This is a genomic window from Microbacterium sp. MYb72 (genome assembly GCF_002979415.1).
Taxonomy (GTDB): domain Bacteria; phylum Actinomycetota; class Actinomycetes; order Actinomycetales; family Microbacteriaceae; genus Microbacterium; species Microbacterium natoriense.
Window position 1 is genome coordinate 1 of the sequence record NZ_PCOT01000010.1, and the last position, 11,970, is coordinate 11,970.

At 70.4% G+C, this 11,970-nt stretch carries 11 protein-coding genes; 3 read left to right on the top strand and 8 right to left on the bottom strand.

Annotated features, from left to right (window positions below):
- The first annotated feature begins 183 nt into the window (after window positions 1-183).
- Both CQ047_RS07395 and CQ047_RS07400 read left to right on the top strand, forming a co-directional pair.
- Complete coding sequence (locus tag CQ047_RS07395; RefSeq protein ID WP_105673794.1) at window positions 184-402, top strand: ribbon-helix-helix domain-containing protein; 219 nt, start codon at window positions 184-186, stop codon at window positions 400-402.
- A complete protein-coding gene (locus tag CQ047_RS07400) occupies window positions 399-770 on the top strand; it encodes a type II toxin-antitoxin system PemK/MazF family toxin (RefSeq protein WP_308116186.1) in 372 nt (123 codons plus the stop codon). Before CQ047_RS07395 ends, CQ047_RS07400 begins: the two co-directional genes overlap by 4 nt.
- A 170-nt stretch (window positions 771-940) precedes the next feature.
- On the opposite strand, the gene CQ047_RS07405 is transcribed toward CQ047_RS07400, so the two are convergent.
- The 5 genes from CQ047_RS07405 to CQ047_RS07425 form a co-directional block, all read right to left on the bottom strand.
- Window positions 941-1,627 carry an ECF transporter S component gene (locus CQ047_RS07405; protein WP_105673796.1) on the bottom strand — a complete coding sequence of 229 codons (687 nt, stop codon included), beginning with the start codon at window positions 1,625-1,627 and terminating at the stop codon, window positions 941-943.
- A complete protein-coding gene (locus CQ047_RS07410) occupies window positions 1,624-2,499 on the bottom strand; it encodes a siderophore-interacting protein (protein ID WP_105673798.1) in 876 nt (291 codons plus the stop codon). The genes CQ047_RS07405 and CQ047_RS07410 overlap by 4 nt, the downstream gene beginning before the upstream one ends.
- A gap of 11 nt (window positions 2,500-2,510) precedes the next feature.
- A complete protein-coding gene (locus CQ047_RS07415) occupies window positions 2,511-3,323 on the bottom strand; it encodes an energy-coupling factor transporter transmembrane component T (protein WP_105673800.1) in 813 nt (270 codons plus the stop codon).
- Window positions 3,320-5,083, bottom strand: coding sequence for an ABC transporter ATP-binding protein (locus CQ047_RS07420; RefSeq protein WP_105673802.1), 1,764 nt, complete (start codon window positions 5,081-5,083; stop codon window positions 3,320-3,322). The genes CQ047_RS07415 and CQ047_RS07420 overlap by 4 nt, the downstream gene beginning before the upstream one ends.
- A gap of 120 nt (window positions 5,084-5,203) precedes the next feature.
- Window positions 5,204-5,749, bottom strand: coding sequence for an ECF transporter S component (locus tag CQ047_RS07425; RefSeq protein WP_105673804.1), 546 nt, complete (start codon window positions 5,747-5,749; stop codon window positions 5,204-5,206).
- Between the two features lie 166 nt (window positions 5,750-5,915).
- Here CQ047_RS07425 and CQ047_RS07430 point away from each other — a divergent pair, with 166 nt between their 5' ends.
- Complete coding sequence (locus CQ047_RS07430; RefSeq protein WP_181155863.1) at window positions 5,916-8,945, top strand: S8 family serine peptidase; 3,030 nt, start codon at window positions 5,916-5,918, stop codon at window positions 8,943-8,945.
- Between the two features lie 154 nt (window positions 8,946-9,099).
- On the opposite strand, the gene CQ047_RS07435 is transcribed toward CQ047_RS07430, so the two are convergent.
- The 3 genes from CQ047_RS07435 to CQ047_RS07445 form a co-directional block, all read right to left on the bottom strand.
- The gene (locus tag CQ047_RS07435; protein ID WP_105673808.1) at window positions 9,100-10,017 is read right to left on the bottom strand and encodes a pirin family protein; all 918 of its coding nucleotides are present in this window, start codon (window positions 10,015-10,017) and stop codon (window positions 9,100-9,102) included.
- The gene (locus CQ047_RS07440) at window positions 10,014-10,316 is read right to left on the bottom strand and encodes a GNAT family N-acetyltransferase (protein WP_105673810.1); all 303 of its coding nucleotides are present in this window, start codon (window positions 10,314-10,316) and stop codon (window positions 10,014-10,016) included. The genes CQ047_RS07435 and CQ047_RS07440 overlap by 4 nt, the downstream gene beginning before the upstream one ends.
- Before the next feature lie 160 nt (window positions 10,317-10,476).
- Window positions 10,477-11,919 (bottom strand): MFS transporter, encoded by a 1,443-nt coding sequence (locus CQ047_RS07445; protein WP_105673812.1) that lies wholly within the window; start codon window positions 11,917-11,919, stop codon window positions 10,477-10,479.
- Between the last annotated feature and the right edge of the window lie 51 nt (window positions 11,920-11,970).

The following is an 11,970-nucleotide window of genomic DNA, read 5'->3' on the forward strand; positions in this document are numbered from 1 at the left end:
ATGTCGTGCGTCTTTGCTCCGGTGATTCTATGCCGGAAACACGGGGCACGGCTTCGGAGCGGGGGCGAGGCGCGCCGAGGGGTGGACGCCGTAGAGCGGCGTGTCGGGAACGGGGTCCGCAGCCGTGCTCGTCGCGGGTGATGGTCGGTAGCAGGATCCTTGCTACCTGAGTAGCATGGAGCCATGAACAGCAAGGTCAGTCTCAGCCTGAGCGAGAGCGATCTGGCGTTCCTCGACCTCGAGGCGCTCAGCGGACGGTACGCGTCGCGATCGGCGGCGGTGCAGGATGCCGTCCGTCTGCTCCGCGAGAGCCGCCTCGCGGATGCCTACGCCGAGGCCTATGCCGAGGGGTACGACCCCGAGTGGGACCTCGCCGACAGCGACGGACTCGCGTCGGCGTGAGCGCGGCATCCATCCCTCTGCTGCGTCGAGGGCAGATCGTCCTCGTGTCGTTCGACCCGGCAGTCGGGTCCGAAGTGCGAAAGACTCGCCCCGCCGTCGTGGTGAGCAACAACACCGCCAACACCGTCGCGAGCCGCAGCTCGAATGCGACGGTGACCGTCGTGCCCCTGACCTCCCGCACCGAGAAGGTGTTCCCGTTCCAGGTGCTCCTCCCCGCCGGCGCGACGGGACTCGATCGCGACTCGAAAGCGCAGGCCGAGCAGATCCGCACGGTCTCGGTCGCCCGGATCGTGCGGCCGGTCGGCTGGGTGCCGGCGGAGCTGCTGGGCGCGGTCGACGAGGCCCTGAGGCTCCACCTGTCGCTCTGACCGTGCGGTCAGGCACAGCTTCGGAGCGGCGCCGGGCACAGCTTCGGAGCGGCGCCGCGAAACGCCGGCGAGGATGCCGGGTGAGCGGCGTGTCGGCTTCGAGATCCGCAGCTGTGACCCTGAAAGGAGCACGCCATGGCTCCGGTGCAGGCCGGATACGGTCGCCGCGACTACGGACGCGGCTGCGGGGTCCGGCCTCCGACGCCCGCACGGCGCAGACGGTCGGCGATCAGGATGCCGAGGGCGGTCGCACCCACGCAGCTCGCGAGGGTGACCGCGAAGAACGTGACTTGGAGGCCCACGGTCATGCTCCCGAGGTTGAACGACGCCCACGCCAGCACCGGGTAGACGACGCCGACGACGATCGCGCCGAGGTAGTGCATCCACGTGCCCCAGTAGCGCCAGATCACGAAGACGAACGGCAGCTCCGTGAACGCCGCCCACCACAGGTTCGTGAGCACGCTGGCGAATCCGTATCCGGAGAACGGCACGATCACGAGTCCCGCGAGAAGCCCGACCAGGATGCCGACGAGCGGCCGGCGCAGCAGTCGCAGCGCGATCACCGAGGGGAGGAGCCACAGCCCCGCCAGCGCGACGCTGACGAACGGCAGTCCGGGGAAGAGGATCGTCGAGATCCAGTTCGCGGGGGCGAGCAGCAGGCCGCCCGCGACGCCCAGTGCGGCACAGGTGAGCAGCACGGCCGTGGAGTAGCGCGCGCCCTTCGCCCCGCGGGGCCGATCGGTCGGGGCCGCAGCGGTCCCCGATCCTGCGCCGTTGTAGGGCTGCCTCTCCGTCGCCGCAGCGGCGGCCGCGGCATCCGTCTCCGGGGTGTGCGCCCCGCCGTCCGTCGCGCTCATACCAGCGGCTCCGCCGAGGCCTCGCGCGCAGCCTTCGATGCGGGGGACGCCGCCCCGATCTTCCAGTAGCCGCAGAAGCTGACCGTGTTCTTGTCGACTCCGCGCTCGCCGACGAGGTGCTTGCGGACCCCGGACGCGAGGGCCTGCTCGCCGGCGGCGTAGGCGTGGAAGGGAGCCGCGGGCAGGTCGCCCTCGCGCAGCGCCGCGAGCGCGAGGGTGCCGGGAGCCGTGGAGTGCGGTCGCACGATCCAGGTGACGTCGATGCCGGCCGGGTGCGGGAAGTCGAGGGCGTCCTCCTCGCTCGGCACCTCGATGAGGGCGGAGCCGGATGCCGTGGCCGGCAGCGAGGCGCAGATCGAGGAGATCGCGGGCAGCGCCGTCTCGTCGCCGACCAGCACGACGCGATCGGTGCCGCGCTCGGGGTTGAACGTGAGTCCCTCGTCGATGATCAGCACGTGCTCGCCGGGCTCGCACGTCTCGGCCCACCGCGACGCGGGACCGGCCGTGCCCTCGGCGGCTGACCCGTGCAGCACGAAGTCGACGTCGATCTCCGCCCCGGCGTCGGCGGTCGCGGGGCGGTACGCGCGCACGCTGTAATTGCGCATGACCGGACGCTCGCCATCGGGGATGCGGAGGAACTTCAGGTATCCGAACATCTTGTTCGCCTTCGCGGGCACGCGGTCGAGCCCCGCTTCGCCGCCGATCGGCAGGAAGAGACGGAACCACTGGTCGAAGCCCATCGGCCGGAACCTCTCGATCTCGCCGCCGCCGAGGGTGACCCTCACCCAGTGCGGTGCGAGCCGCTCGGTGCGCAGCACCGTCACGTGGAGGAGGTCGGAGGAGAGCGGCTTGACCAGTTTGCTGAACGCCATCGGTGCGCCTTTCAGATGTTCCAGGGGAAGAAGAGGGCGAGGATCGTCGCGGAGGCCGCGATCCCCACCACGATGAAGACGAGGTCGCGCCCGCGGAACGGCACCAGATGCCGCTCGGTGCGCGTGGGGTGGGCGCCGAAGGCGCGGGAGTCCATGGCCAGGGCCACACGCTCCGCGTGCCGGATCGCGCCCGCGAGCAGGGGGACGATGTAGCCCCAGCCGCGTGCGATCCTGGCGAACGGACCGCGCCCGCCGTGATGGCCGCGCACGCGGTGCGCCGCGCGGATCACCGAGAGCTCGTAGCCGAAGCGGGGCACGAAGCGGAAAGCCGCGAGGGCCGTGTAGCCGATCCGGTACGGCACGCGCAGCTGCTGCACGCTCGCCCGCACCAGGTCGGGACCCGTGGTGGTGAGACCGCCGATCAGCGCCAGCGCGATGATCGCTCCGAGGCGCAGGCCGGTGGCGAAGCCGATGGCGAGGGCGCCCTGGTAGAGCGTCCAGTCGCCGACGCGGAGCAGGGGTGCGGTGTCGCTCACGAGACCGGCATCCACCCAGATCGAGAACCCGAAGCCGATGAGCAGGATGCCGAGGGGCACGGCCGCGAACAGGATCGCCGCGGTGCGGCCGGTGAGACGTGCGCCGACGAGCAGCACGGCGTAGGAGAGGGCGAGGAACGCGGCCGGTGTCGCGAGGTCCCGCACGAAGACGAGCACGAGGATCGCGGGCAGCACGGCCACGACCTTGGAGAGGGGGTTCAGCCCGTACAGGAACTGCCGCGGCGAGGTCGCCGTCATCTCTGCGTACGGATCGAACGCGGCGCTCATGATCTGCCCGCCAGCATCCGCTGCAGGGCGGGGAGGCGCAGCCCCGCCTCGGAGAAGGCGCGACCGTCGTCGAAGAGCTCGGCGGTGGGGCCGGCGGCGTGCACGCGCCCGTCACGGAGGATGACGGTGCGAGTGGCGTGCTCGGCGACCAGCTGCAGATCGTGCGTCACGATGACGATGGTCGTGCCCTCGGCGCGCAGGTCGTCGAGGAGTGAGAGCAGCTCGGATGCTCGTGCCCTGTCCTGCCCGAACGTCGGCTCGTCGAGAGCGAGCACCCGCGGCCTGGTGATGAGCGCGGTGCCCACCGACAGGCGTCTCTTCTCGCCGCCGGACAGCAGGAACGGATGCACGTGAGCCTTGTGCTCGAGGCCGAAGCGCGCGAGCATCTCGGCGACGAGGCTCTCGACCTCGTCGTCTGGCGTGCGCCGCAGCCGCAGGCCGTGGGCGAGCTCGTCGAACACCGTCGGTGCGATGAACTGGTGTTCGGGGTTCTGGAAGACGAATCCGATGCGGGCGGACAGCTCGCGCGGAGAGGCGGTGCCCGGGTCGACGCCCGCGACATCCACCCGACGCCGTGGCGGAGGGACGACCCCCGCGAGGGCCTGGATCAGCGTCGTCTTCCCCGCGCCGTTCGTGCCGACGATCGCGGTGAGGCTGCCGGCGGGGATGCTGAGGTCGACGCCGTGCAGGATCTCCCGCTTCCCCTTCCGCACGGTCAGGCCGCTGGCCGTGATGATCGGCGGCGCGTCCTGCTCGCTCGTCTCGCGTGCGGCCTCGGTCGTCGAGTGAGCGGAGCGAGACGACACGCTGTGCGTCGCGACTCCTCTCGTGCGCGGCGCGAAGCTTTTCGTCTCGTCGCTGCGCTCCTCGCTCGACGACCGGGAGGCCTCGTTCGACGACCCGGGGGCGGCGGCGAGCGCGGCCCCGAGCTCATCGGGGGTCAGCGGCAGCGGTTCGAGGACGACGCCGGCATCCCGCATCCGCAGCGCCGCCAGCGTCGCCGACGGAAGCCACACCCCCATCGAGAGCAGCTCATCGACGTTCTCGCGCACCACGGATGCGGCGGGCCCGTCGAACGCGACGCGTCCGTCGCGGTCGAGCACGATCGCCCGCGTCACGAACCCCATCGCGGCGTCGAGGTTGTGCTCGACGAGGAGGATCGCCCTGTCACCAGCGGCGACGACGTCGGCGAGGGCCGCGTAGACGTCGTCGATACCCTGCGGGTCGAGGTTCGCGGTCGGCTCGTCGAGCACGATCAGCGGCGAGCCCATCGCCAGCGCGCAGGCGATCGCGAGGCGCTGGCGGCCTCCGCCCGAGAGCAGATCGGGGTTGTCCGTCCTCCGGTCCCACAGGCCGACGCGTCGAAGCGCGTCTTCGGTGCGCCGCTCCACCTCGGCGAGCGGCAGCAGCAGGTTCTCCGGTCCGAAGGCGACCTCGTCGTAGACGGTGCCCGTGACGATCTGGGCATCCGGATCCTGGAACACCATCGCGACCCGGGTGCTCAGCGACGCGGTCGTCGTCTCGGCGGTGTCGAGGTCGCCCGCGGTCACCGTGCCCGTCATGGTCGCGGGGACGGCGTGGGGGATGAGTCCGTTGAGCGCCAGGGTGAGCGTCGACTTGCCCGAGCCCGACGGTCCCAGCAGCAGCACGACCTCTCCGGCCGCGATGTCGAACGAGACGTCGCCCGGTGAGGGGTGCGCGGCATCCGCGTGGGTGATCGAGAGGTCACGCACGCGCAGAAGGGGCGCGGATGGGCGCACTAGCACGGCCTCGGGTCAGCGGATCGGACCCTACTAACTTAGCTGAGCCTTACCTATTTCGCCACGCGGCATTCACGCGGGCGTCGACGGCGAGGCCGGCCGAAGAGGAGAGGGCCCGCGCTAGCGGCGTGCGACGCCGGCGCGGCTGAGCGCTGTGCCGATGGCGAGGCCCACCGCAGTCCAGGCGATCGGGCCGAGGACCGAGATGACGAGATATGCGATCTGCGCCCACAGCGCCATGGTCGACAGGTGCGCGGCGAAGAACACCACGACCGCGACGAACACGCCGATCACCGCGGCGGAGACGAAGAAGCGCCAGGCGCCCCACGAGCGGTAGCGCGTCAGCGCGGCGACGCCCTCCTGGATCGCGCCGAACAGCAGCGCGGTGCCGATGAAGCGCAGCGCCCACGCGGGGTTGAAGGCGCTCGCGATGAGCGCGGCGATCACGTGCGTGACGATGGCGACGAGGGGGCGGCGGAGCACCTCCTGCGCGATGATGCCGGGCAGCACGTGGGAGCCGAGCACGAGTCCGTAGAGGAAGGCGGGGCCGGCGAGCACGGGGACGGTCACCCAGCCCGCAATGCCTCCCAGGATGCCGGTCGCCACACCGATCGCGGCGCACACGAGCAGGACGCGGGTCGGCAGGGGGGAGCGGGAGGATGCCACGTCTCCAGCCTACTGTCGACCAACGGCGGCGACGGCTGGCCGATCGTCTAGGAACCGGCTGTGGATCTGGTGAGAGTCGGATTCCGGGACTACTTTGAGCGACGGTGCGGCAACGCGGCTGCACCATAGGACATCGGGAGCACCAATGGGTCGAACACCCCTCCGGATGGCAGCAGCCACCACCCTGGCGACGCTGTTCATCGCTTCAACCGCCACCGCCGGCTACGCAGGAGTAGAGGAGGTGACGCATCCCACCCCTGTCGAGGGCACTCCCGGGCACTACATCGTCGTGATGAAGTCCGACCCGCTGGCGAGCTACACCGGCGAGGTCAAGGGACTCAAGGCGACCAAGCCCGTCGAGGGCGAGCAGCTGGAGACGGAGTCCGAGGACTCGCAGCGCTACATCCAGCACCTCGAGACCGAGCAGCAGACGCTCGCGCAGGAGGTCGGCGTCACGCCGGACACCACGTACCAGACCGTTCTCAACGGGTTCAGCGCTCAGCTCACGGGCGAGCAGGTCGACAAGCTGCGCGCGTCGAAGGACGTCTACGAGGTGTTCCCCGACGAGATCCGTCACCCCGATGCGCAGACGTCGACGTCCTTCCTCGGACTCGGCGACGACAAGAAGGGACGCGGCGGCCTCTGGCAGCAGACCGGCGGCGTCGACCGCGCGGGTGAGGGCATCGTGGTCGGTGTGATCGACACGGGCATCGCACCGGAGCACCCCTCGTTCGAGGGCAAGAAGCTCAAGAAGCAGAAGCGCGACCACAACCGACACAAGGGCAACCAGCCCTACACCGACGGCACCTACGTCTACTTCGACAAGTCGGACGGCGGGCAGTTCAAGTCCCTCATGGTCGAAGGCCAGGGCTGGGACAAGGGCGACTACTCGACCAAGATCATCGGCGGCCAGTACTTCTACACCGGTGCGCAGGCAGACGGCTTCGACTTCCAGTACGACTACCTGTCTCCGCGTGACGGCGCAGGCCACGGCTCGCACACCGCGAGCACGGCCGCCGGGAACTTCGGAGTGAAGGCGTCGATCGAGAACGTCGACTTCGGCAAGATCTCCGGCGTAGCGCCCGGCGCCAAGATCTCGGCGTACAAGGCCTGCTACGAGGGCCCGGACCCCGCCGTCACGACCGACGACATCTGCGCGTTGAGCGACCTCGTCGCGGCGATCGATCAGGCCGTCGCCGACGGCGTCGACGTGATCAACTACTCCATCGGCGGCGGAGCGGCCAAGACCGTGCTCGCCCCCGAGGACATCGCGTTCTTCAACGCGGCGGCCGCGGGCGTGTTCGTCTCGGCGAGCGCCGGCAACGACGGCCCCGACCCCGTCACGGCCGATCACGCATCGCCCTGGTACACGACGGTCGCGGCATCCACCATCCCGACCTGGGAGGGCACCGTCACGTTCGACGGGTTCGCGCAGGCCGGCGCCTCGGTCAGCGTGCCGTTCGGCACCACCGTGACCGGTCCGTCGATCTACGCGGGGGATGCCGCGGCAGCAGGAGCGGCGAACGCGCAGCAGTGCCTCCCAGGCACCCTCGACCCGACGAAGGTCGCGGGGCACATCGTGGTCTGCGACCGCGGCAACAACGCCCGCGCCGAGAAGTCGCAGGTCGTGAAGGACGCCGGCGGCAAGGGCATGGTCCTCGTGAACGTGCCGGGTGGAGCCGACTCGCTCGACAACGACTTCCACGCCGTTCCGACGGTTCACCTCGCCTCCGCGCACCGTGCGGCCGTGCTCGCCTACGTGCAGGGCGGCAAGGACCGTCCGATCTCGCTCATCGGCAAGAACACCACCGGCGTCACGACTCCCGTCCCGCAGATCGCGGGCTTCTCGAGTCGCGGCCCGATGCTCGCCGACGGCAGCGACATCATGAAGCCCGACATCGCAGCGCCCGGCGTCGCGATCCTCGCGGCGACGAACAACGCGCCGGACGAGAAGCCGACCTTCGGCATCCTCTCTGGCACGTCGATGGCGGCGCCGCACATCGCCGGACTCGCGGCGCTGTACCTCGGCGAGCGTCCGAAGGCCACGCCGGCGGAGATCAAATCCGCGATGATGACGACCGCCTACGACACGGTCAACGCCGACGGTTCGAAGAACCGGAACCCCTTCGAGCAGGGCGCGGGTCAGGTCGATCCGACGCGCTACTTCAACCCGGGCCTGCTGTACCTCAACGGTGCGAAGGACTGGGCGGCGTTCCTGGAGGGCAAGGGACTCGGCGCCTTCGACGGCGTCGACCCGATCGACGGCAGCGACCTCAACATCGCGTCCTTCTCGATCGGCTCGCTCGCCAGCGCGCAGACCGTCACGAGGACCGTCACGGCCACCGAGAAGGGCACGTTCACGGCATCCGTCGATCTGCCCGGCGTCAAGACGACGGTGACGCCGTCGACGCTGAAGTTCGACCGTGCGGGGCAGACGGCCACCTTCACGGTGACCTTCGACAACCAGAGCGCCCCGGTGGAGCAGTGGGCCACCGGCTCTCTGACGTGGACGAGCAAGAAGAACACGGTGCGCTCGCCGATCGCGGTGTTCCCGGTGACGGCGGATGCTCCGCCCGAGGCCTCGGGCACCGGTGTCGACGGATCCGCCACGGTGGAGATCGTCCCCGGCGTGACCGGCGACCTCGCCCTCACGCTGTCGGGTCTCACCCCGTTCGAGCTCCTCGCCGACCCGGACGGCCGGGTCGATGGGCACTCGGGCGACGAGGCGTCGGGCGATGCCGACAAGAACGTCTCCTGGCTGGTCGACGTGCCGGCCGGCACGACGCTGTCGCGCTTCGACCTCGACTCGTCGGATGACGCAGGCAGCGACCTCGACCTCGCGGTCTACCGCGTGGTCAGCCCTGACGACCTGCGCTACTACGACAAGTGGCAGTCGGCGACGGGTTCGGCCGACGAGCAGGTCACGCTGAAGGCTCCGAAGGCCGGAACCTACCTGGTGGTCGCGAACGTGTACTCGACCTCGGCGCCGATGACGTGGGACATGACCGTCGCCAACGTGCAGCCGAGCGGAGAGGGCGCCTTCACGGCCACCCCGAACCCGATCGCGGCGACGCGCGGCACCAAGACGAGCTTCCAGCTCGGCTGGAGCGGCCTCACCGCCGGGACCCGCTACCTCGGCCTCGTGCAGTACGGCGAGTCGGCGGTGTCGACCATCCTCACGGTCGACGCGCAGTAGCCCCCGCAAGACGGAACGCGGTGAGGTCGCACAGACCTCACCGCGTTCCGTCGCGTCTTCGGAGAACGGAGACGGATGCCGCGCATCAGGGCGTGTCGGCGGGGACACGCCGCGTCGGCGTCGGATCATCTGGGGTTTCCGAGGCGAGGCGGCCTCAGATCCTGCGGCCCCGTGGCATCAGTCGCACGTCGGGCAGGGGAGGGGCGGGGATGCGCACGTCGTGCCCCTCGACCTCGCCGAAGCGGGCTGACGCGGCCTCCCAGTCGGCCCTCGCGACGGCGATCTCGTCGTGCGTGCGGCCTGCGAAGTTCCACCACATCACGATCTCGTCTTCGAAGGGCTCGCCGCCGAGCAGGAACAGCAGCGCCCCTTCGGCGCTCGACACCTCCACGCTCTCCCGCGAGTCGCCGAGATAGAGGGTGTCGTTCAGGGCGAGCGGATGCTCCGCCACGGTCGCCGCGCCCTCGACGAGCATGATCCCGTGCTCCCAGTCGGCGCGCAGCGGCAGGTGCACGGTCGTCCCGGCCGGCACCACGATCTCCGCGCCGACGATCGGCGTGTGCACGGTCGCCGGAGACGTCGCCCCCGCGAACTCGCCGAGCACGACGGTGGCCGCGGCATCCGCTCCGTCGACGGCGGGCAGCGTGACACCTGGCAGCGCGGTGTGGCGTTCGAATCCGGCGGCGCCGTGCCGCGCCGACTCGGGCAGCACGACCCAGAACTGCAGGGCGTCCAGTGGGATCGGCTCCTCGCCGATCGAGTACTCCGAGTGCGAGATGCCGTTCCCCGCGGTCATGAGGTTCAGCTGCCCGCGGCGCAGGTCGGCGTCGCTGCCGAGCGAGTCACGATGACGGATCTCCCCGACCAGCGGCCAGGTCACGGTCTGCAGGCCGATGTGGGGGTGCGGTTCGACGCGCATCCTCGTGTCTGCGGGACCGAACCGGTCGAGGAAGCACCAGGCGCCGATCGTCGGCAGGTTGCGGTGCGGCAGGGCGCGCAGCACGTTCATGCCGCGCACGCCGCCGAGGGGCACCTCCCGTGGCTCGAGGATGAGCCGGTGCTGACCGATCATGAGTCGCGGCGTCCGGGCCAGCGGATCTCCGCCCCGGGGATCTCGTGCGTCTCGAGGTACTTCGCGATGTACGGGCACAGCGGCACGATCGCCTCGCCGGATGCCGCGGCATCCGTCAGGGCGTCCTTCGCGAGGATGCCGGCGAGCCCCCGCCCCTGGAACGCCGGATCGATCTCGGTGTGCGTGAAGCGGATCGCGCCGGGGCGCAGCTCGAACTCCGCGAAGCCGGCGAGGCCGCCGTCGAGCGTGATCTCGTAGCGGGAGGCGTCGTCGTTGCGGGTGACGGCGATATCGGTCATCGGATGCTCCTTCTGCGGTCTGCGTCCAACCTACGCCCGCCGGGAGCGGGAGGGCTCGCTCCGCGCGCCGACGCCCGGCCTGGCCTCCGTCTCTCAGATGGGGAGTCGTCTCGTAGGCGGGGCGTCGGGCGCAGACGGGGCCGGGCGCGACGGAGCGGGCTCAGTGCACGGGCTCGGCGTCGGCGAGACCGTGCGCGTCCTCCCGGCTCGTGCGGGGGAAGGCGAAGCTCACGGCGACGAAGATCGTGAGCGTGATCGCCGGCACGATGAGGGTGTGCTGGAACGCCTCCGACGGTGACCCAGACCCCGCGGCGTCGAAGAACACCGAGGCGAAGATCGCGACGCCCACGGCACTGGCGATCGCCTGCACCGCGGTGAGCACTCCGGATGCCGAGCCGATCTCATCATCCTTCACGGCCGCGAGGATCGTGCTGAACAGGGCGGCGATGATCGCTCCCCCGCCCATGCCGAAGAGGACGATGCCGGGGGCGATCCCCCAGATGCTGAAGTCTCCCGGCTGCTGGAGCTCGAACCACAGCAGAGCGGCGCCGGCGAGCTGCGTCACGGCGCCCAGCTGCAGCACGGAGCGGCCGATCTTCTCGGCGAGCCAGGCGCCGCTGAGCGCTCCGCCGATCGCGGAGCCGATCGCGAGGGGCAGGTTGCCGAGTCCGGCCTCGCCGGCGGTGAAGCCGTTGCCCTGTTGCAGGAACAGCGTCAGCACGAGCTGCGTGCCGGTGAGGCTGCTGAAGAAGAGGGCGATGCCCACGAGCCCGAACGTGTAGGCGCGCCGCGTGAACATGGTGGCGGTGACCAGCGGCACGCCTCCTCGGCGCAGCAGGCTGTGCTGCTGCCAGCCGAACACGACGAAGCCGAGAGCGCCGACGACCACGCACACCCAGGCCCAGACCGGCCAGTCGAGCTCGGGGCCGAACGTGAGGGCGAGCACGAGCAGGCCGGATGACAGGATGATGAGCGCGCCCCCGACGGGGTCGATCGTGACCCTGCGGTCGCCGGATCGCTTCGGCAGGATGCGCCAGGCGACGATCAGCGCGGCGATCCCGATGGGCAGGTTCACCAGGAAGACGGAGCGCCAGCCGAGTCCGAACAGGTCGGCCTCGATGAGTCCGCCGCCGATGACAGGACCGAGGATGCCGCCGAGTCCGAGCGCGGGCCCGAACACGCCGAACGCGGTCGCCAGCTCGGCGCCCGAGAGGTTCTCGCGCAGCAGTCCGAGCCCCTGGGGGAGCAGCAGTGCGCCCGCGGCGCCCTGGACGAGTCGGAACGCGATGAGGGTCTCGGGGCTCGGCGCGAGCGAGCAGGCGAGGGATGCCGCGGTGAACACGGTGAGCCCGAGCAGGAACATCGGTCGGCGCCCGTACCGGTCGCCCAGCCGGCCGCCGAGGATGAGTCCGGCGCCGAGGGCGAGGGCGTAGCCGCCGATCACCCACTGGAGTCCGAGCGGGGTGACCCCGAGGGACGTCTCCAGCGAGGGCCCGGCGACGTTGACGATGGTCGCGTCGAGCATGTCCATGATCTCGGCGGCGAGCATCACCCCGAGGATCGCCCAGCGCCAGCGGTAGGGAGGTTCGGTCGTTTCGGCCATGTCATCTCACATCTTGATAATCAATAGAATTAGCAATTATTCATACTACTA

What these genes read in the sequence shown, in the direction of transcription:
- CQ047_RS07395 (WP_105673794.1), top strand. Translation starts at nt 184, where the DNA reads ATGAACAGCAAGGTCAGTCTCAGCCTGAGCGAGAGCGATCTGGCGTTC.
- CQ047_RS07405 (WP_105673796.1), bottom strand. Translation starts at nt 1,627, where the DNA reads ATGAGCGCGACGGACGGCGGGGCGCACACCCCGGAGACGGATGCCGCG.
- CQ047_RS07410 (WP_105673798.1), bottom strand. Translation starts at nt 2,499, where the DNA reads ATGGCGTTCAGCAAACTGGTCAAGCCGCTCTCCTCCGACCTCCTCCAC.
- CQ047_RS07415 (WP_105673800.1), bottom strand. Translation starts at nt 3,323, where the DNA reads ATGAGCGCCGCGTTCGATCCGTACGCAGAGATGACGGCGACCTCGCCG.
- CQ047_RS07430 (WP_181155863.1), top strand. Translation starts at nt 5,916, where the DNA reads ATGGCAGCAGCCACCACCCTGGCGACGCTGTTCATCGCTTCAACCGCC.
- CQ047_RS07435 (WP_105673808.1), bottom strand. Translation starts at nt 10,017, where the DNA reads ATGATCGGTCAGCACCGGCTCATCCTCGAGCCACGGGAGGTGCCCCTC.
- CQ047_RS07440 (WP_105673810.1), bottom strand. Translation starts at nt 10,316, where the DNA reads ATGACCGATATCGCCGTCACCCGCAACGACGACGCCTCCCGCTACGAG.
- CQ047_RS07445 (WP_105673812.1), bottom strand. Translation starts at nt 11,919, where the DNA reads ATGGCCGAAACGACCGAACCTCCCTACCGCTGGCGCTGGGCGATCCTC.